Raw genomic sequence first — 18,716 nt, 5'->3', positions numbered from 1 at the left:
TCTAGACCCGGCCGCAGCGGCCGTCTTCGAGACCCTCGACCGCCCGAATCGCTACGCGATCCTCTATCGCGTCCGACGCCAAGAGGCCCGAGACCCGCGCCCGCCGCATCGAAATGTTCGTGGCGATGGCGGCGAACGGGGAGAAGCCGCACCTGCGAAGGAAGGGGGAGACCGGTTGTTTCGGCGGCCTCCCCTCCGCGGTGCGGCGAGGTCAGAACACGAGGTCCGACGCGTTCGCGCTGACCTGCTCCAGGTACATGACCTCGCCGGTCCGGAACGGGACCCTCCAGTCACCGGTGCTCCTGTACAGCTTCGGCGTCTGGTAGGTCACGCCGAGGCCCATGAGGTCGGGGCGCCCGTCGCCGTCCGCGTCACCGGCGGCGATCAGTGGACGGAACGCGTTCCAGCCGCCGCCGATCTTCATGCGGGGCGCGAACGTGCCGTCGCCCTTGCCCAGGTGGACCCAGAGGACGCCGTCCTTGTCACGGGCGACGAGATCGCCGGCGGTGCCGCCCGCGATGTTGCCGACGGCCGTGATGTCGTTGTAGACCCCCCAGCCGGTGCCGATCTTCTTGCCGGGGAGGAACGGCTTCGTGGCGCTGCCGGTGCCGGGGTAGAGCCAGTGTCCCCCTGACTTGTCGGTGGCGACCACGTCCACGCGGCCGTCGTTGGTCAGGTCGCTGCCGGACGTGATCTTGTCGTAGACCTGCCAGCCGCCGCCGACCTGGACCCGGGTGGCGAAGTCGCCGGTGCCCTTGCCCTGGTACAGCCAGAGCACGCCGGACTTGTCGCGGGCCAAGAGGTCGCCGACCGGCGTACCGCCCAGGTTGCCGGCGGACTCGATCCGGTCGTAGACGCCCCAGCCCGAACCGAGGTAGGTCCTGGCCCCGGCCTCGTTGATGCCGCGCCGCTCGTCGATCGGACGGTAGAAAAGGTCCGTGCGCCACAGGCGGCCGGCGGAGTCCCGGCTGAGCAGGTCGGGGCTGCCGTTGTCGTTGAAGTCGTGCGGCTGGGCCTTGCGGACGACCTTGAACGCGCCCTTGGCGGTGACGGCCGGGCCGATGCCGTTGACCGGCGCGCCGATCAGCTCCCCGGTGTAGTCGCCGTTGGGGACGTTCTCGTCCCAGTTGTTGTCGACCCAGGCGAACACCGGCGTACCGGTGGTGGGCTGCCAGCTCAGGGTGTGGGTCTTCCCCGTCCGCACATGACGGACGGTGAGCTTCGGGTTCGTTACCCCACGGGACAGCGTCCACCTGAAGGTGAACCCGTTGACCTGGTCGAGGTCGAGGACCGCCGGGGGCACGGTGGAGTTCGTGGCGACGACCTCGGTGGGCTCGCCGGTCGTCGCGACCAGCTCGGCCTTCAGGGTGTCGCCGCCCGTGGCCGCGCCCGTCTCCGGGACCCGGCAGGACCAGCTGGACGCGACGCGACCCCGTACGTCAGTCCGCCGTCACGGCCCAGTAGCCGAGCTCCGAGGGCTCGCCGGCTGATCCAGGTACGAGCGATCTTGCTCGGCTCCATGAACCGAGAGCAGGCGGCGAAGCCGGGGCGCACCGGGGCAACGGTCTTCGGTAGAACGCGTGGTTGCGTTTGCCCTCTGGTGTCGACTCGTGGTCATGCGGTGTGCCACGTGCGCCCACAACCTCTGCACCACCTAGGACCGTCTCGCCGGAGGCCCCGCATGAGCCCTCTGGCCGCTCTACGTCATCATCGCCATCACTGCAGCCCGGCAGAAGCCCTGAGCCGTCCTCTGTGCTGGAATCACCCGGCAGCCCGCACTCCTGCGGAATAATCAACGCATGGAAGCTACGCCCAGCGTCCCCGAACTCCGCCGCGCCAAGGTCGCCAGGCGGCTTCCCGTCGAGCTCTCGGAGCTCGACGGGCCCGACCACGGCCGCGTCGACCTTCCACTGCGCCTCGCGTGGTCCGGCCTGTCACGGTTCGACCTCGACCAGCCCCGATTGCGGATGAGCTGTTATCGGATCGTCCTGGCCGAGGGACAGCACGATGACCTGGTCCGTTACCTGAACCGGGAACTGCTCGTCGCCATGTGGCCCGTCCTGCGCACACTGATCAGCCGGGACATCCGCGACGTCTGGGAAAACGCCTTCGACGAGCTGGCTCCCCACTCCCAGGCCGCCGCGTGAACCTGACAGACCTGCACCGGCGGCTCCTCGCGGATGTCCTCGCCGTGGGTGACGTCTACCCGCTCGTGCTCACGGGTGGCTACGCCGTCCAGGCACACGGACTGGTCAACCGGATCAGCCAGGATCTCGATGTCGCCACCGAGAACCCGGAGCCGATGGAGAAGATCGCCGCCACCGTGCGCGCCGGGCTCGAACAACGCGGCTGGCAGGTGGAGGCGTTGGAAACCGATCCACTGTCCGCACGGCTGATCGTCACCGACACCGCAACTGGCGACGAGTGCGAGGTTGACGTCCTCAAGGAAGCGCTCTGGCGTCCGCCCGTGAAGACTCAGCATGGCTTGGTGCTTTCGCTGGAGGACGTGGTCGGCACAAAGGTCCGGGCGCTGGCAGACCGTGGCCTGGCGCGTGACCTGATCGACGTCCGGGCGGCGGCGGATCGCTGGGGTCGCATCGAACTCGAAGAACTCGGCCGCCGCCACGCCCGTGACACCTTCGACCTCTCCGATCTCCATGCCCGGCTTGCCGGCACGGATTGGATCGATGACACCGAATTCGCCGCGTACGGACTCAGCGACCACCAGACCTTCGAGCTGCGGCAGTGGGCTCAGGAGTGGGCCGACGACATCGCCGAAAGACTCCAGGAAGCGGAAGGTCCACCCGACGACTGATCACCGGGCACCGCGCACGGCAAGGAAGCGCCGCATCTCCAAGGAGGCTGGCCGTGCCCCAACCGTGCCCTTGGGGTCGGTCAACTGCGGTCAACACAGGTATCGCCGAGCTCGCGAGAGAGACTACATCGGAGACTGTTTTCGCAGGTCAAACACAAGATGATTGAGATTGGCGTCAGTGATTCCCAAGCTTATAGCGCGGGTTCGATTCCCGTCATCCGCTCTTGAACGAAGGCCCAGGTCAAGCGACCTGGGCCTTCTTCGTGATCTGGACCTGTCGGGCCCACTCGCGCACTCCTTGTGCCAGCTGGTGAAACGGCCCCTTCGGGGCGGCCCTTCGCATAGCCCCTGTGAGCTGCGGGGAGGACTCCCCGGACTCCGACCCGCAGACGCACGTTGCGATGACCTGCCGACGCCGTAGCTGGTTGACCGCCTTGCTTCCTGAACGCCGCGTTCGGAGAAATGAATACCTGTGTTCGCGGCCTGAGATTTTAACGGCCATCGCAGAGAGAGTTTTTGCCAGCGACACACAGGGGGAAATATTCGACGCACACAGGGCTGCGGTGACGTGCTACTGTCGAACTCAGTTGCAGTTTTGGTACCCAAAAACTTCAAGCGCCTCCCGTCGGCCGCGTGCCGCACGGAAGCGCTTTGTATTTCCGGTCATTTTCCGGGCAGGGCATCATCGCGGCGACACGGCGTCCGTACGGTACGGATTCCGTCGTACTGCCCCAAGGAGATATGACATGGCTACTGGCACCGTGAAGTGGTTCAACGCGGAAAAGGGTTTCGGCTTCATCGAGCAGGACGGTGGCGGCCCTGACGTGTTCGCCCACTTCTCGAACATCGCCGCCCAGGGCTTCCGCGAGCTCCAGGAGGGCCAGAAGGTCTCCTTCGACATCGCGCAGGGCCAGAAGGGCCCGACGGCCGAGAACATCGTTTCCGCCTGACGCTGACGCGTAACACGTAGCTGGGGCCCGCATCCCTCGGGGTGCGGGCCCCAGCTGCATGCATTTCGCAGGATTTTCACGTGTACCTGCGTCTTTCGCATTTCTTTCGCTCGCCCGCTTGCGCCGACAATTCCTTTGTCCTGAGCCAGGCTGCTTGCTTTCGCATTTCATTCGGCCCGTGCCTGTGATTCCCAACGCTGTTCATCCGCTGCCGGAATTCCTCGATACGCGCCGTATCAAGGAAGGTTCTGTATGAACCCCACACGCACGAACGGCCGTTCCGCCCGCACCCGCCGCAACGGCGGCCACGCGTACGACTCCTCCGCCGGAACGGGCCGGGGCGGTCGCCCCGGTTCGTCCGCCGCGAGCCGATCGGGAGGTCCGAGCCGGTCGGGCGGATACGGCAGGCGTCCCGCCGCCGTTCAGGGGGAGTTCGCCCCGCCGAAGACGATCACACCGGCGCTGCCCGCCGTCGAGACCTTCGCCGACCTGGCCCTGGACCGGCGCCTCCTGGCCGCGCTCACCGCAGAGGGCGTGTCCGTCCCGTTCCCCATCCAGGGCGCGACCCTGCCGAACTCCCTGGCGGGCCGCGACGTCCTGGGCCGCGGCCGGACCGGCTCCGGCAAGACCCTCGCCTTCGGCCTGGCCCTGCTGGCCCGCACCGCCGGACAGCTCGCCGAGCCCCGTCAGCCGCTGGCGCTGGTCCTGGTCCCCACCCGGGAACTCGCCCAGCAGGTCACCGACGCGCTCACGCCCTACGCCCGCGCCGTGAAGCTGCGCCTGGCCACCGTCGTCGGCGGGATGCCGATCGGCCGGCAGGCGAACGCGCTGCGAAGCGGCGTCGAAGTCGTCGTGGCCACCCCCGGCCGCCTCAAGGACCTCATCGACCGCGGCGACTGCCGGCTGAACCAGGTCTCCATCACCGTCCTGGACGAGGCCGACCAGATGGCCGACATGGGCTTCATGCCCCAGGTCACCGCGCTCCTGAACCAGGTCCGCCCCGAGGGCCAGCGCATGCTGTTCTCCGCGACCCTGGACCGCAACGTCGACCTCCTGGTCCGCCGCTACCTCACCGACCCCGTCGTTCACTCCGTGGACCCCTCCCAGGGCGCGGTCACCACGATGGAGCACCACGTCCTGCACGTGCACGGCGCTGACAAGCAGCGGCTGACGACCGAGATCGCGGCACGCGAAGGCCGGGTGATCATGTTCCTGGACACCAAGCACGCCGTGGACCGCCTCACCGAGGACCTCCTCCACTGCGGTGTCCGGGCCGCCGCCCTGCACGGCGGGAAGTCGCAGCCGCAGCGCACCCGCACCCTCGCCCGGTTCAAGACCGGGCACGTCACCGTCCTGGTCGCCACGAACGTCGCGGCGCGCGGCATCCACGTCGACAACCTCGACCTCGTCGTCAACGTGGACCCGCCGACCGACCACAAGGACTACCTCCACCGCGGCGGCCGGACCGCCCGGGCCGGCGAGTCCGGCAGCGTCGTCACCCTGGTCACCGCCAACCAGCGCCGCGACATGACCCGCCTCATGGCGACCGCCGGCATCGTGCCCGAGACCACCCAGGTCCGCTCCGGCGAGGAGGCCCTCGCCCGGATCACCGGCGCGCGGACTCCCTCCGGCATCCCCGTGACGATCACCGCACCGCCCGCCGAGCAGCGCAAGCGCAGCGCGACCTCCCGCGGTCGACGCGGTCCCGCCTCGGCAGCGAGGCGCGCCGGCGGACGGCGTTCCGCCGCCGACGCGGCGGCCTGAGCCGTACGTGATCCGGAAGCTGACCCATCTCTTCAGGAGGCACGTTGTGACGCTGGTCCAGATGCAGCCCTGCCCGACGCACCCCGCCCCCGCGCACCTGACGGCGGGCGACGCCGTGGACACGGACGGACCGCAGGTCTGCGACGACATGACCGTCGAGGTGGCCCTCTCGGTCATGGCCGGAGCACGCACCGGGCACTTGCTCGTCTGCGACAACGACGGCCTGTGCACCGGCCTGGTCACCCGGGCCCAGCTCACCACCGTCCGCGACAGCCCCGCCTACACGGACCGGCTCCAGCTGCGCGACCTCTTCGGCGACGGCGGGCCGCTCACCTCGGCCACCGCCATGACGATCGGGCGGGCCGTACGTCCCCGGGTCGTCACCTCGTCCGTCGTGGGCGAACAGGACGACACTCCGGGCGCCCCCGCGCCCACCCTCGTCCTCGCGTGAACCGCCTCACCACGGCGGAACCATCCCCTTCCTCTCCCTGTGAGGCATCGTGCGCTGTGTCATCGCCCGCTTCCCCTTCGACCTCACCAAGAGCGGCGTCCTGGACTCCATGAAGGGCGTCAAGCCCGAGGAGGTCGTCGGCGAGTCCGTGATCATCGGCCGCCGCACCTACCCCGTGATGCAGGTCGGCCAGGTCATCACCCGCCAGGACCGCCGCGATTTCACAGCCGCCGAAGTCATACGGGCCATGACCAAGCTCGGCTTCACCTGCCGCGGCCTCCCCCAGAACACCGCGCCCACCCACGCCCTCAACCCCCTCCAGCACGCCTCCGCGCTGCTCGGCGCCCCGGCGGCGGCCTGACCGTGAACGGGCGAACGTGAGCTGACACCCGAACAGCCAAGAGGGCCCGACCGGCACCCGCCGGTCGGGCCCTCTCGCGTATCGGTGGGTAGGTGTCTCTACGGGCGCGAAGTCAGTGATCGGAGTAGCTGAAGTCACCCATGGTCCAGGCGCTGACGTCCGCGATCGAGACGCGGTACATCCCACCTGTCTCCGGGATCCCCACCGTGCCCTGAAGGATCCGCGCCATGTGGAAGTGCAGATGCGCGGGCGGCCCGTCCCTCCGTGTCGTAGCGGTGAAGACGGCGGAGAACCCTCCCAGGCGGGCGGAGTCCGCCAGGACCTCCGAGACCCGCTTCTTCCACACCGCTTCGGGCGCCAGCCGACCGGTGATGACAGCGCCACCGGTGACCACGGTCAGCGACATCTGATTGCTCTGCCCGGACTCCACCAGCATGGCAACGTCGACGAGCAGCTCGTCAAGCTTCGACATGAGAGCCGATCCTATTCACGGGTCGTCCGGTCCCTCAACCGGTCGTGCTACCGGGCGAGAAGGGCAGTCACCGTCTTCCCACCAGAGGCACGCCGCGTGATCGAAAGTCTTCCGACACAACGAGGATCACGGTGTCGGCCGGCTCGGACACGGGCGCCGGAACGAGGCCCTCAAGAAGATGCCGGGCGCTGTCGCGTGCGACGGCGACAGGACCCGCAGAGCGGCCGACCGCGACGCCGACGCTCATGGTGTCCATCAGATCCCCTCGTCTGTGATCGTCGGAACCCGTCCCCAGCTGTCCGTGGCTTGCGCCCAGATATGCGGTGGTCACCCGACGGGGACCGCTCCGCGACCCTCCGCGTCACTGTTCGACGTCGATTACCTACCCACCGGACACACGGAAATCTATGTCGACCGGAGTAGACATTGGGCGGTGGCGTAGTTATGGTTTCTCTCGTAGCCAGAGAGACAGCAGGGCCTGGCAGAGACGAACTGCCGGCAAGCAGTACCAGCGGTACAGGTAGTTGCAGTGAGCAGGACGGTGCGGCAGTGGAGTTTCGAAGCCAGAGTTTTCGCAGGACGGCGACGGGACTGGCGGCCGGACCGGGTGGCCCGCAGTGATCAGGGGCCGCCGTGAGCGGTACCGCTGTCATGGCAGTCGCGGTACCCGTAAGTGCAGTACGCAGTACCCAGCAGTGAGGTGGTGAGCAGTACCCCTGGTGAAGGCGTCGGCTGCGGACGCGCGCACCGGGAAGTTCGGCAGTGGGGTTCTAAGCCAGAGCAGACGCAGGACGGGCAACGGGGCTGGCTGCCGAAGAGTGGCGCTGTCACAGGCCACTGAGCAGTTCGCATCACCAGCAGTACCCGCAGTACGCAGTACCCCGTAGTAGTTGATCACCGAGGAAGAACGGAGGAACCCGCGCCATCAGGATCGCCCGGGCGGAAGTCTGAGCCCGGGTACCGCAGGACATCGATAGTGAGGTGGTCTCCGGTCAAGCAACCGCGATCCCCGCACCCCCGACAGCAGCCAGGTCGGGTCTGCGGACACAGAACGCCGGCGCAGTATCAGGGCCGGCAGGTGGTGTAGTAGTTCCTTCGGGGCCCTGGTGCCAGTACGGCACCAGGGCCCCTCAACGCGTTTCCCAGAGAGGTGCAAATGACAGCAGATGACTCGTACGGCCGTCTCGACGACGACGACTACCCCGCCTACACGATGGGCCGGGCCGCCGAGATGCTCGGCACCACCCAGGGCTTCCTCCGGGCCATCGGCGAGGCCCGCCTGATCACCCCGCTGCGCTCGGAGGGCGGCCACCGCCGCTACTCCCGCTACCAGCTGCGCATCGCCGCCCGCGCCCGGGAACTCGTCGACCAGGGCACACCGATCGAGGCCGCCTGCCGCATCATCGTCCTCGAAGACCAGCTCGAAGAGGCCCAGCGCATCAACGCCGAATACCGCCGCGCCGCCACATCCGACGCGCCACCAGACTCGGCTTGAGGTGAGTTCGCCCGCCGTCGGCATCGACCGCCGGGTGCAACCCGAGGGCTTGGCGGAGGATTACTCACGAGCAGATGCCCGCGCGAGGTCCGCCCCCATGTCGGCACGACGAGTGGCCTGGTAAGCGCCGTACGCCCGGCATGCGCGGAGCACTGACGAGTTCCTTCCGGCACGTTGAGCGTCAGTCAGCGCTGTTGGCGCCGGCCGGAGAGTTCATGTCGGGAGTTGCACATCAGGCCGTCGACGCCTATCGAGACTGCTCCCACTCGGTCCGGGAGAGTTCGTACTCGACTTCACCGTGCTCGGAGCCCTCGATCTGCTCCGGCCAGTCCCCGGTGAAGTTCCGGACGATGGACAGGCCCGACTTTTCCATGGACTGGGAGTGCCGCGACTGCGGAGCCCAGGTCGGAGTCGCCTGCCAGACAGCTGGCGGCAGGCCCAAGAAGGAGCCCCACTTCCTACGAGCCACCGACGCTGAGCTGCCCTACCTCCGCGCTTACTGCCTTCGCCGAACAACTCCGGGGGGCTGGGACGTGCGATGACGTCCCAGCCCTCCGACTTCAGGCGCGCCGGGCCGTGCCACAACGTGCCAGTAGGGGCGGTAAACAGCGGTCAGCAAGGGACCCTGCGAAGCATCCAGGACGAGGTCATCCGCGCGCGTTCCTGCAGGTCAGGCGCCATGCGCACGTCCAAGTGCCGGGTGATTCCCAAGCTTATAGCGCGGGTTCGATTCCCGTCATCCGCTCTTGAACGAAGGCCCAGGTCACGCGACCTGGGCCTTCTTCGTTGCCCTCGGGCTGCATTCCGGCAGCAGCTCCTTCCCCTGCTCTTCAGGTTCGGCTCGACGCGAACGCCTGCGGCGCGGGGTGTCGCGTTGCCCGGCCTGACGGAGATCGCAAGACTTGATCGCCGGTGACCACCGGCCATACATGACCACCTGATGAGCAGGGGATGTTGTGACAGGACAGGTCATTCCGCACGACGTACTGGGAGCCGGCTCCGAACGAGCCCTCCTGCTCCACAACTGGTTCGGCGACCGGTCGAGTTTCGACCCGATGCGCGAGCACTTGAACGGGGACACGTTCAGCTACGCGTTCGTGGACTGCCGCGGGTACGGCGAGGCGATCGACACCGACGGCGCGTTCACGATGGACGAGGTCGCCGAGGACTCCTTGGCCGTGGCCGACCATCTGGGCTGGGAGTCCTTCTCGGTCATCGGCCACTCAATGGGCGGCAAGGCGGCCCAGCTGATGCTGCTGGAGGCCCCGGAGCGGATCCGCTCGATCATCGGCATCTCGGCGGTGCCCGCGTCCGGTTTCCCGCTCGAGGATGAGATGTGGGAGCTGTTCGCCGGGGCCGCGAAGCATCCCGGCAACCGCAGGGCGATCATCGACAACACCACCGGCGGGCTGCGCGACGACGCCTGGCTGGACGCGATGGTGAGCCGCTCGGTTGGACGTTCCTCGGCGACGGCTTTTCGCACGTACCTGGACTCCTGGGCGTGTGTCGACTTCCACGAGCGGGTGAAGAACAACCCAGCCCCGGTCCTCCTCCTCGCCGGTGCGAACGACCCCGCGCTGGGGCCCGAGGCCATGCGGGCCACCTGGATGCAGTGGTACCCGAACGCCCAGCTCGAGGTGCTCCCGAACACGGGGCACTATGCACCGGAGGAGTCCCCCGAGGCCGTCGCCGCGGCCATCGAGCGGCACCTCGGCCGCTGAGGCTTCAAGATCAGGCTGCCGGGTCGGTGGCACCGCTGTCTACGGGCTCGGGTGCGGTGGCGATGAGGATCTGAGCGGCCTGGGTGACTGGCCTGTTCCAGGGGCACTCGGCCTCCACGCACCCGCGGATGAGGCCCGTCGCGGCCATCTCCATGACGATGTGGGCGTCGGCAAGGGTGGCGCCGACGGAGCCCGGCTCGCCCTACACGGCGCGGAGACCGGCGTGGGTATCTGGCCATCCCCGACGGCCGGCGACCGGCGCCCCGGACTCGGTCAATCCCCTCAAGCCGCGGTGCCCTTGCCCCGGCGACAGCCTGTACAGAGGCGACCTTCGACGGCACCCGTGTGGCGTGCCGTGCCGTCGAGGCGCATCCTGGTGGCGAGATCGCCGGTAACGGGCCTGGCTCCCGTGCCCGCCGGGCAGCAGCGCAGGCGCTGCGCAGCACGTCCGTCGCCCTGCGGAAGGGAACGGGATGACAGTCGGATCGCCCGGGGGCCCGGCTCGCTCGGAGAGCTTCGGAGAGGGGCTGCTGGGCGGGCTCCTGGACCGGGCCCACGAGCTGCCGCCCCATCTGGTCGGGCCGGTCCTCGCCGACACGGTGGCGCGGCTGGGGGGACGGGATCCGCAGATCCTGCTCCAGGACTACGGGCAAGAGAGGCTGGTCCCCCTGCCGGGCGAAGGACTGGCGGGCGGCGAACCGCAGTCCATCGACCGTTCCGAAGCCGGCCGGTGTTTCCTGAGCTCGCACCAGGTCGAACTCGTGCTGCCCGACGGCGTACGGGTCCTGCTGCCGTTGCTGGACGGGGGCGACCAGGCGGGCGTCCTGGCCGTCACCCTGGACGCCGTCGATGACGACGACCGCCGCCTGCTGCGCAGGATCGCCGGTCTGATCGCCGACATGATGCAGTCCAAGAACGGCCACACCGACCTCTTCTTCCGCACCCGTCGCAGCGAACCGATGAGCGTCGCCGCCGAGATCCAGTGGTCGCTGCTGCCGCCTCTGTCGATGGTGACGCCGCGCGTCACCATCGCCGGCGTACTTGAACCCGCCTACGACGTGGCGGGGGACAGCTTCGACTACGCCCTGAACAGGGACACCTTCCACCTCGTCATGATCGACGCCATGGGCCACGGTCTGGACGCGGCCACGATGGCCACCGTGGCCATCGGCGCTTACCGGCACGCCCGCCGGATCAGCATCGAACTGTCAGAGATCTACCTCTTCATGGACCGGGCCGTGGCCGAGCAGTTCGCACCCGACCACTTCGTGACCGCGCAGATGATGCGGCTGGACACGGGCACGGGCCGCCTCCAGTGGGTCAACGCCGGGCACCCCGCCCCCATGCTGATCCGCAGGCACCGCGTCGTAGGCCGCCTGGACAGCCCCACGACCCTGCCTGTCGGCTTCGGAGGAGCACAGCCGCAGATCAGCGGAGTGACGCTCGAACCAGGGGATCGTGTCCTCTGGTTCACCGACGGGCTGATCGAGGAACACGAGAGCGGACAGGAGCAGTTCGGCGAGGAACAGCTGATCGACTGGGTGAACCAACTGGAGCGGGCGGACCGAGAGGTCCGCGCGGTGGCGCGGGACCTCTCCCACACCCTCAAGCGGGCACGCGGCGAAGCCACTTCGGACGACGCCACGCTCGTCCTGGTCGAGTGGCGCGGATGACGGATGGACGTACCGCGAGGCGCCGGTGAGGCAGCATGCAGGGCGGCAGGAGCGCCATCCAGATCACGCCGGCTCCGGGCGGTGTGTCACCGGCTCGGGAAGCGTGGCGACAAGGATCTCGGCGGCTTGGGTGACGTTACCGGCGTCGACCGCACGGGCCATGGCGTCACGTGCCGCGTCGCGTGTCGTGTCCGGGGGCACCACCAGGAGGGCGAAGTGGTCGTTGTCGCCACGGGTGATGAGGACGGTGTCGTCGCCGACGGGGAAGGAGTCGAGGTGCACCACACGGTCGTCGACGACCACACGAGTCGGAACCTCCTCCCAGGTGGCGGTATCGAGGCCGACCCTCGCGATGGGGCCGAGGTGCGCGGTGAGCACCTCGATCAGGGCGGGCAGCTCGGCCGTGATATTACGGGAGCGGGGCCACCAGGCGCCGTCGAGGACGCCTTCGCGGGAGTGCGTCGTCTGCAGCCGGAGGAGGGCCGTGCCGGGCTTCACCGCTTTGTGGATCTCGTCCGGAAGGAGCTTCCGAGGGGTGGGAGTGTCGGATTCGGCCATGGTGGTCCGCCTGCCTGCGCGGGGACGCCGACGCCTCATAGCCAGCGAGATACCGCCGTGGTCTCACGGTACTCCGCGTGCCTGCGATCACGCCCGCGAGCATCGGCCGCGAGCATCGGCCGGGCGGTGTTCCCGGTCGGAAATCACCTGGTCAGAAACCGCTTGTCCGACCACGGGGCGGAGTACGCTGAAGGTACCGGGAGTAACTCGAGCACCCGCTCCCACGCGGACGTCGTTTCCGGCGATCAAGACACTGGGCCGCCCTGCAGGGCGGCCCGGAGACGGGTCCGCGACCATGACCGCCACCCTCGCACCCCCGCTTTCGGCGCGCCTGTCGCTGACACCGAAGACCACACTCGCCGGCCTCTTGGACGGCGCCTGGTGGCCTCGTTCGCGTGACCTCACCGCCGAACTTCCGCCCCTGGTCGACGCGCTGGAGGGGCGTTTCGGACGCATCACACGCGTCATGGTGAACCCCACCCGTTGGCCCGTCATCCCACACAAGGTTCCCGTCACCGGGCACACCGTGCATGTCGGCTGGTTCACCGAACAGGATCCCGACAAGATGATCCTGCTCTCCTACACCGTCGGCCGCTGCGACCTGCTGGTGATCCCGCCCGAGACCGAACCCGCCGCAGCCGCCCGGCTCATGGCCGCCGCCGCCATCCCCGGCAGCGTCCTCACCGCCGGTGTCCTGATGTCCGACGAAGCCGCGACCGGCCGCCCTATCCGGGACGCCCGAAGCAGCGAGGACGCCTGGGAGACCGACGGCGGGTCCGCCCCGCCGCCCCTCCGGCACCCGGTCGTCGGCGCGCGGATGATCCCGATGCCGGGAAACCCGAGGAGGTGAGGACATGGAGACCCTGATCGCGCTCGCGGCAGGCGCCCTCCTGATCGCGCTCGGCATGCGCCTGATCCACCGGCTCAACGCCCAGCATGACGAGCGCATCGCGGCCCACCACTTCAGCGACCCCTACCCGGCCATCATCCGGCCGCCCGGCCACAGCCACCACCCGTCGACAGGGCAAGCCTCCCGCCGCCGGGTCACGGGCACCTGGCCCTGACCACCACCTCAGACCACTCCTCCGACCGAAGGCCGCGGGTGGGGCACCCGACACCCGGGACAACCCACCCGCCGGCCTCTCGCTCGCCCCTGAGGGGACCACGCCCCTTGCGCCCCACCGACACCGCGACCCTGCCCTCGGCCGGACCCGCCGAGATCCGCATCGTCGCCGCCACCGCCGAAGCCGCCGAAAGACCCGCCCTCTCCTGGCTCACCACCAGCAGACCGTCCACTCGCACCGGCACCCACGTCGACGAAGTCTGAGCAGCAGCGGGCCTTCACATGAACCAAAGGACTCGATCATGGCGACACTCCGCGAGCGACAGGTCTACCGCGAACGGGTCCTGACCGCCCTCTACGAAGCCACCGAAGGCAACCGTCTCCTCGGAGTCCCGGGGCGGAAGCTGCGGAACGACCTGCGCATCCCGGAGGAAGACCTGGCCGCCGCCTGCACCTACCTGGCCGGCGAGGAGTTGATCACCGTCGACTGGGAACCGGGCAACACACCCGCGATGGTCTCCCTCACCCACCGGGGAATCAGGCGCATGGAGACCGAAGAGGAAGAACGCGGCTGAGCCGGGCTGTCCGATGGCCCGCTCGCCCTCCCGGCTTGTCCGGCCCACAGTCGTACAATTGAACATGGATCGAGCACTCTCACGTGTGGCGATCCGGAAGGGCGGCCTCGGCGGAGTGAATGCGCTGGGGCCGTTGTGACGACTGCCGCCATGAGGCCCGCGCACCCGACATCATGTCGCCGCCCGGTGCTGATGGCCCACCTCGCGGGCGAGGTCGAGACCGAGGACGCGGTCGAGAAAGGCGAACGTCTCGAACTTGGCCCCGGACGGCACGTCGTCGCGCGTCGCCACGCCACCCAGCAGATCCAGGACGGCGGGGACATCGAGATCGTCGGCGAGCGCGGCATGTGCCTGCCGCAGCGCGTCGGCGGGGATCGGCCTGGACGGCTCCTGCGCCCAGTCGGCCACCTGCTGCCGCCAGTGCCTCAGTAGCTGCCGGGCCTCGGCAAGCCCCGTATCGCTCACCGCGACCTGCGTGCGGTGGCCGTGGCCGAGCAACAGCATCCTCACAGCCAGCGGATCGGTCCCCTCCGGGGCGTACACGTCGCCCGGGAGACCGGAGGCGAGGAGGTGGCCCCGGTCCGGGACGCGCCCGGCCGGTGGTGCCGCGCCGAGCTCGCCCACGTCGATCCGGACCCCGCCGACGGCGTCCGGTGCGGCGGTGCCGTACGCGAGGATGTGCACGTCGGCAGTGGCGCACGGCGTCTCGTTCAGACGGTGAACGCCGACCCGGGAGGGCGGGTGGATGCCGAGATCGGCCATCGCGCGTTCGAGCGCCTGGGCTTGCTCAGGCGGCAGGTCCGGTGTGAGGAGGACCGTGACAGCCTGCAGCCCCTGCAGTTCCGCGGTGCGCGCCAGTACGTCGGCGACGAGTGGCGCCCGCAGGTGCGCCAGACCGATCCCCGTGTCGATGACCGGCAGGTGGACGCAGATGCGCAGCAGGTGTCGGTGCGCGTAGGGAATCTCCACGAAACGGCCGGTGCGGGTGTCGGCGATACGCAGCATGATGCGGAGGCTAGTCGTGGAAGCCCCCGATGCCGGGGAGGACCGACCGGAAGGCCGACGTCGCGGAAACACACGCGGTCGCGCCACTGCCGGGACCGCACCCTCTGCGTCACCTCCGCGGGGCGGCTCGGCTTGGCGCCGGGAGCGGGGGCACGAGCCTGCGGACGGTGGCGGCCGTGCTGTCGTCCCGCCCCCGGTCCACGCGCGTGCGCGACTCGCCTCGATCGAGAAGGAATTCGGCCTGCACTGGTACGCGCGCGGTGACCGTACCGCCGCACCATGCCCCACCCGCGCGGAGCAGGAGCAGGCTCAACTGGCACCAAGCCGCCGCCGCGTCGGCTGCCCTGCCGTACGAGCTCGGCGGCAGAGCCCCGCACAGGGCCGGCGACGATCGCCCCCGTATCGGCACCACCCTCCCGCGCGGCGCGGGATGCGTCAGTCTGCTTTCGGCCGGGTGCGCCGGGCATAGGCGCGGGCGGCGCGGGCACGGTCGCCGCAGCGGGTGGAGCACCAGTGGCGGCGTCCGTGGCGCAGCAGGTAACGGCTGCAGGGGGTGGACCCGCAGCTGGTGAGGCGGTCGGCGTCGGGGCTGGTGAGGAGGTCGGCCGTGTCGGCCGCGAGGGTCGCGAGAGCGCGGGCGAGGATCTCGTCCGTGGGACACGGCGCCGCGCGGTAGGGGCCGGTCAGCTCGTCCCAGTACAGCAGGGCGGCCGTGGGGGCCCCGCTCAGCGCGTCGTTGACGGCGGACAGTGCCACGGGCGGGGCGGGCAGCCCGCCGACGCGGGCGGCGAACAACGCCCTGATGTGTTCGCGCAGGGTGCGGAGCTGCGCCGCGCACCTCTCCCGCACCCCGGCATCGGCCGGCGCGAGGCCGTGTTCGGTGAGCCACCGATTCGCGCTCTCGGGGGTGTCGAGGAAATCGATGAAGTGTCCTCCAGGCAGCGCGATGGCGCTGTTGACGAAGTCGAGGGCGAGGTGGTCCTCCGCCCCCGGCGCGGGCGGTGGAACGGACTCGACGGCTGGGGCCTCACTCATGATTGTCATGGTACGGGTTGCATCCATCCGTGAGTCACCGGCTACGATCATCACGGATAAACCGCTTCCCATTCGTGAGGTTCTGATGGCTGACACCAGCGCGCCCGTTGAGCAGTTCCCCGTCCGTGTCCTCGGCGGCCCGACCGCGCTTTTCGAATACGGCGGGCTGCGATTCCTGACCGACCCCACCTTCGACGCGCCCCGCGAGTACCCCGTGCCGGGCGGCCGACTGAGCAAGACAGCGCCCGCCTCCGCCGCCCCGGCCGGCCTCGGCCGCATAGACGTCGTCCTGCTCTCCCACGACGAGCACCCCGACAACCTCGATGACTCCGGCCGGGCGCTGCTCGCCGACGTCCCGCTGACCCTGACCACGCCGGGCGGCGGCCAGCGCCTGGGGGCAGAAGCCAGGGGGCTGGCCGACTGGGAGTCGATCGACCTGGACCGCGCCGACGGCGGCACCGTCACCGTCACGGGTGTGCCCGCCCTCCACGGGCCCGGCACGCGCGAGGAGGTCGAGCCGGTCACCGGCCAGGTCGTCGGTTTCGTCCTGACCGGGCCGGACCTGCCCACGGTCTACGTCAGCGGCGACAACGCCTCGCTCGGCCTGGTCGAGGAGATCGCCGAACGGTTCGGCCCGGTGGGCACCGCCATCCTGTTCGCCGGGGCTCCTCGCTTCCCCCAGCTCTTCGACGGCGCGCCGATCGTCCTCGACAGCGCGCAGGCCGCCGACGCCGCCAGGATCCTCGGCGCCCGCCGGGTGGTTCCCGTCCACTACGACAGCTGGGCACACTTCACCGAGGGACGCGACGAACTGGTCGCCGCCTTCACCGACGCCGGGCTGATCGACCGCCTGGACCTGGGTGACCGGAACTGACCCTGCAGCCAGGCGGACCGGTCTCCGACCGACACCTTCCTGGACCCCCACCTCCCGCGCTCCCAGGCGCGGGAGGTGGGGGTCCACACCGATCCCCCGTCGCAGGCGGCGCGCAACGCCTGTTCAGCGTCGCGCACCCGGCAAACCGCTCAGCCGAGGTCGCAGCCGATGACCGCGCGGGCGTAGGCGCGCAGAGCGGCGACGACCTCGCTCCTCGTGCGGCGACCGGACAGGACCTCCATCTGGTAGCCGTCCTCCATCGCGACGAGGTTCGCCGAGAGCAGCCGCGGCGGATCCGCGAGCGTGAAGTACCCCTGCGCCTGTCCGAGAATCAGAATGCTCTGATAGAGACTGATTTGACGTTCCGTCAGTAAACTGTCCAGGGATGCGGCCTTCGGATCGCGCAGGCAGCGCGGGACTCCGCACTGGGCGACCGAAAAGCGGGGCACGAACCATGACTGTCCGAGCGTCGTCGAGGGTGGCTCCGAGGGAGCCGCGGGTCCGCTCCATGCGCACGCGTGTCTCCGACGGAGCCGCGGGTCCGCGGGTCCGCGCCATGCGCACGGACTGCCCGGGAGTCTCGTTGCCGACCGCGGCGAACGGGCGACCACCGTCCTCACGAGGACTGCTGACCGGGCTCGGCGTCGTCGCAGCGGTCGGTGTCGGCGTCGCACGGCTCGACGTCGCCGAGGCTGCGAGCGACTCGTCGTAGCAGGGTCCGGAACAGCTCGCGGTCGTCCTCGTCGATCGCGGAGAGAAGCCCGTCCTCCGCCTCTCGCACCCGCCGTTGCAGCTCCCGGGCGGTATCGATGCCGTGGGCTGTCGCGACGATCTTGCGTCGGCGCCGGTCGGCGGGGTCGAGCCGGCGCTCGACCAGCCCGGCGGCCACGAGCTCGTCGATCAGGTAGGTCATCACAGTGCGGTCGATCCGCAGATAGCGGGCCAGGGCGAGCTGATTGGGCTCGTCGCCCTCCACCACGGCGGCGAGCGTCTGGTATCCGCGCGCACCCTGCGGGACGCTCCCGAGCACCGAGGAGACGGCGGTGCGGTACGCGTGCGCCACCGCCATCAGGGAGAACCCGAAGTCCTCGGTGAGGTCGCCGCACCCGACGACCGGTGCGCTCGGCGGCCGGCTGCCCATGCCAGGAATGGTATCAATCGTCCCGTTGTTACACAGATCGTCTGCCTGGCAGACCATCTGTGGGGCAGCAGACATCCACAGGTGCCGAACAACAAACACCGCGTACGAGGAAGGTCAGGCCCGTCATGCTCAAGATCGGCATCATCCTCGGCAGCACCCGCCCCAACCGCATCGGTGAACAGGTCGCCCGCTGGGCGCTCGACATCGGATCACGCCGTACCGATGCCGCGTTCGAACTTCTCGACCTCCGCGACTACCCGCTGCCGCACCTCGACGAGCCCATGCCGCCGTCGCTCGGCCAGTACCAGAACGAGCACACCCGGCAGTGGGCGGAGAAGATCGCATCGTTCGACGGGTTCGTCATCGTGACGCCGGAGTACAACCACGGCATCCCGGGCGTGCTGAAGAACGCCCTCGATTTCCTCTACGCCGAGTGGAACAACAAGGCGGTCGGCTACGTGTCCTACGGTGCCGCGGGCGGAGTCCGCTCGGTCGAGCAGCTGCGCCTGGTCGCCGGCGAACTCCAGATGGCGGACGTACGCCAGCAGGTCCCACTGTCGCTGCACACCGAATTCGAGAACTACCAGGTCTTCAAGCCCGGCGACTACAACCTGCCCACCCTGAACACGATGCTCGACCAGGTCATCGCCTGGAGCACCGCACTCGAGCCCCTGCGCACGGCCGCGACGGTCGCAGCCTGACCGGGCCCGCCCCTGCCCCGAAGGCTCTCCCGCCGGCCCGGCTCGCCAGGGCCCGGCGCCGG

General features: G+C 69.4%; 25 protein-coding genes and 1 pseudogene. 17 read left to right on the top strand and 9 right to left on the bottom strand.

The annotated features are described in order from the left end of the window. Positions 1-47 precede the first annotated feature (47 nt). Positions 48-326 carry a YdeI/OmpD-associated family protein gene (locus tag Q5762_RS40020; RefSeq protein ID WP_399495238.1) on the top strand — a complete coding sequence of 93 codons (279 nt, stop codon included), beginning with the start codon at positions 48-50 and terminating at the stop codon, positions 324-326. On the opposite strand, the gene Q5762_RS22645 is transcribed toward Q5762_RS40020, so the two are convergent. Next, the gene (locus tag Q5762_RS22645; protein WP_315894031.1) at positions 212-1,303 is read right to left on the bottom strand and encodes a VCBS repeat-containing protein; all 1,092 of its coding nucleotides are present in this window, start codon (positions 1,301-1,303) and stop codon (positions 212-214) included. The two genes, Q5762_RS40020 and Q5762_RS22645, sit on opposite strands and share 115 nt — an antisense overlap. Positions 1,304-1,313: 10 nt before the next feature. Between Q5762_RS22645 and Q5762_RS22640 the strand changes: the two genes are divergently transcribed. From Q5762_RS22640 to Q5762_RS22610, 7 genes are all read left to right on the top strand, one after another. Further along, on the top strand, positions 1,314-1,490 hold the full coding sequence (locus tag Q5762_RS22640; RefSeq protein ID WP_315894030.1) for a hypothetical protein: 177 nt from the start codon (positions 1,314-1,316) through the stop codon (positions 1,488-1,490). A 309-nt stretch (positions 1,491-1,799) separates the two neighbouring features. Then, positions 1,800-2,147: a transcriptional regulator gene (locus Q5762_RS22635; protein WP_315894029.1), complete on the top strand. Its 348-nt coding sequence runs from the start codon at positions 1,800-1,802 to the stop codon at positions 2,145-2,147. Then, positions 2,144-2,815, top strand: a complete 672-nt coding sequence (locus Q5762_RS22630; protein WP_315894028.1) for a nucleotidyl transferase AbiEii/AbiGii toxin family protein — start codon at positions 2,144-2,146, stop codon at positions 2,813-2,815. The genes Q5762_RS22635 and Q5762_RS22630 overlap by 4 nt, the downstream gene beginning before the upstream one ends. Positions 2,816-3,561: 746 nt before the next feature. Then, a complete protein-coding gene (locus Q5762_RS22625) occupies positions 3,562-3,765 on the top strand; it encodes a cold-shock protein (RefSeq protein ID WP_030323642.1) in 204 nt (67 codons plus the stop codon). Between the two features lie 252 nt (positions 3,766-4,017). Next, the gene (locus tag Q5762_RS22620; protein WP_315894027.1) at positions 4,018-5,529 is read left to right on the top strand and encodes a DEAD/DEAH box helicase; all 1,512 of its coding nucleotides are present in this window, start codon (positions 4,018-4,020) and stop codon (positions 5,527-5,529) included. A gap of 46 nt (positions 5,530-5,575) precedes the next feature. Beyond that, complete coding sequence (locus Q5762_RS22615; RefSeq protein ID WP_315894026.1) at positions 5,576-5,980, top strand: CBS domain-containing protein; 405 nt, start codon at positions 5,576-5,578, stop codon at positions 5,978-5,980. A gap of 49 nt (positions 5,981-6,029) precedes the next feature. After that, a complete protein-coding gene (locus Q5762_RS22610) occupies positions 6,030-6,341 on the top strand; it encodes an SCO5918 family protein (protein ID WP_315894025.1) in 312 nt (103 codons plus the stop codon). 112 nt (positions 6,342-6,453) lie between these two features. Here the strand turns inward: Q5762_RS22610 and Q5762_RS22605 are convergent, their stop codons facing one another. Continuing rightward, positions 6,454-6,813, bottom strand: a complete 360-nt coding sequence (locus Q5762_RS22605) for a hypothetical protein (protein ID WP_315894024.1) — start codon at positions 6,811-6,813, stop codon at positions 6,454-6,456. 1,156 nt (positions 6,814-7,969) lie between these two features. Between Q5762_RS22605 and Q5762_RS22600 the strand changes: the two genes are divergently transcribed. Beyond that, positions 7,970-8,308, top strand: a complete 339-nt coding sequence (locus tag Q5762_RS22600; protein WP_266893680.1) for a MerR family transcriptional regulator — start codon at positions 7,970-7,972, stop codon at positions 8,306-8,308. Between the two features lie 247 nt (positions 8,309-8,555). On the opposite strand, the pseudogene Q5762_RS22595 reads toward Q5762_RS22600, so the two are convergent. Further along, positions 8,556-8,684, bottom strand: a pseudogene (locus Q5762_RS22595) (GNAT family N-acetyltransferase); the annotation flags it as partial. A gap of 580 nt (positions 8,685-9,264) precedes the next feature. Between Q5762_RS22595 and Q5762_RS22590 the strand changes: the two are divergent. Beyond that, complete coding sequence (locus Q5762_RS22590) at positions 9,265-10,029, top strand: alpha/beta hydrolase (protein ID WP_315894022.1); 765 nt, start codon at positions 9,265-9,267, stop codon at positions 10,027-10,029. A 10-nt stretch (positions 10,030-10,039) separates the two neighbouring features. Here Q5762_RS22590 and Q5762_RS22585 read toward each other — a convergent pair whose 3' ends face one another. Next, entirely contained in the window at positions 10,040-10,177 is a 138-nt protein-coding gene (locus tag Q5762_RS22585) for a hypothetical protein (protein WP_315894021.1), read from the bottom strand. A 325-nt stretch (positions 10,178-10,502) separates the two neighbouring features. On the opposite strand from Q5762_RS22585, the gene Q5762_RS22580 reads away from it, so the two are divergent. Beyond that, positions 10,503-11,702, top strand: a complete 1,200-nt coding sequence (locus Q5762_RS22580) for a PP2C family protein-serine/threonine phosphatase (RefSeq protein WP_315894020.1) — start codon at positions 10,503-10,505, stop codon at positions 11,700-11,702. A gap of 63 nt (positions 11,703-11,765) precedes the next feature. On the opposite strand, the gene Q5762_RS22575 is transcribed toward Q5762_RS22580, so the two are convergent. Beyond that, positions 11,766-12,260 carry a DUF5994 family protein gene (locus Q5762_RS22575; RefSeq protein WP_315894019.1) on the bottom strand — a complete coding sequence of 165 codons (495 nt, stop codon included), beginning with the start codon at positions 12,258-12,260 and terminating at the stop codon, positions 11,766-11,768. Between the two features lie 295 nt (positions 12,261-12,555). Between Q5762_RS22575 and Q5762_RS22570 the strand changes: the two genes are divergently transcribed. The 4 genes from Q5762_RS22570 to Q5762_RS22555 all read left to right on the top strand — a co-directional run bounded on the left by Q5762_RS22570 (position 12,556) and on the right by Q5762_RS22555 (position 13,898). Beyond that, the gene (locus Q5762_RS22570; RefSeq protein ID WP_315894018.1) at positions 12,556-13,110 is read left to right on the top strand and encodes a DUF5994 family protein; all 555 of its coding nucleotides are present in this window, start codon (positions 12,556-12,558) and stop codon (positions 13,108-13,110) included. 4 nt (positions 13,111-13,114) lie between these two features. Further along, a complete protein-coding gene (locus Q5762_RS22565; protein WP_315894017.1) occupies positions 13,115-13,324 on the top strand; it encodes a hypothetical protein in 210 nt (69 codons plus the stop codon). 107 nt (positions 13,325-13,431) lie between these two features. After that, entirely contained in the window at positions 13,432-13,587 is a 156-nt protein-coding gene (locus Q5762_RS22560) for a hypothetical protein (RefSeq protein WP_315894016.1), read from the top strand. A gap of 38 nt (positions 13,588-13,625) precedes the next feature. Further along, complete coding sequence (locus Q5762_RS22555; protein ID WP_315894015.1) at positions 13,626-13,898, top strand: hypothetical protein; 273 nt, start codon at positions 13,626-13,628, stop codon at positions 13,896-13,898. A 171-nt stretch (positions 13,899-14,069) separates the two neighbouring features. Here Q5762_RS22555 and Q5762_RS22550 read toward each other — a convergent pair whose 3' ends face one another. Beyond that, positions 14,070-14,903 carry a hypothetical protein gene (locus tag Q5762_RS22550; RefSeq protein ID WP_315894014.1) on the bottom strand — a complete coding sequence of 278 codons (834 nt, stop codon included), beginning with the start codon at positions 14,901-14,903 and terminating at the stop codon, positions 14,070-14,072. A gap of 435 nt (positions 14,904-15,338) precedes the next feature. Continuing rightward, positions 15,339-15,938 carry an ABATE domain-containing protein gene (locus Q5762_RS22545; RefSeq protein ID WP_315894013.1) on the bottom strand — a complete coding sequence of 200 codons (600 nt, stop codon included), beginning with the start codon at positions 15,936-15,938 and terminating at the stop codon, positions 15,339-15,341. Positions 15,939-16,023: 85 nt separating this feature from the next. Here Q5762_RS22545 and Q5762_RS22540 point away from each other — a divergent pair, with 85 nt between their 5' ends. Further along, positions 16,024-16,812 carry an MBL fold metallo-hydrolase gene (locus Q5762_RS22540; RefSeq protein WP_315894012.1) on the top strand — a complete coding sequence of 263 codons (789 nt, stop codon included), beginning with the start codon at positions 16,024-16,026 and terminating at the stop codon, positions 16,810-16,812. Positions 16,813-16,961: 149 nt separating this feature from the next. Here the strand turns inward: Q5762_RS22540 and Q5762_RS22535 are convergent, their stop codons facing one another. After that, complete coding sequence (locus Q5762_RS22535; protein WP_315894011.1) at positions 16,962-17,261, bottom strand: hypothetical protein; 300 nt, start codon at positions 17,259-17,261, stop codon at positions 16,962-16,964. Between the two features lie 167 nt (positions 17,262-17,428). After that, positions 17,429-17,953 (bottom strand): MarR family winged helix-turn-helix transcriptional regulator, encoded by a 525-nt coding sequence (locus Q5762_RS22530; protein WP_315894010.1) that lies wholly within the window; start codon positions 17,951-17,953, stop codon positions 17,429-17,431. Between the two features lie 125 nt (positions 17,954-18,078). Here Q5762_RS22530 and Q5762_RS22525 point away from each other — a divergent pair, with 125 nt between their 5' ends. Next, complete coding sequence (locus tag Q5762_RS22525; RefSeq protein WP_315894009.1) at positions 18,079-18,654, top strand: NAD(P)H-dependent oxidoreductase; 576 nt, start codon at positions 18,079-18,081, stop codon at positions 18,652-18,654. Positions 18,655-18,716: the final 62 nt, after the last annotated feature.

Source organism: Streptomyces sp. P9(2023) (assembly GCF_032436795.1).
Taxonomy (GTDB): Bacteria; Actinomycetota; Actinomycetes; order Streptomycetales; family Streptomycetaceae; genus Streptomyces.
This window is presented reverse-complemented; position numbering and strand designations above follow the sequence as displayed.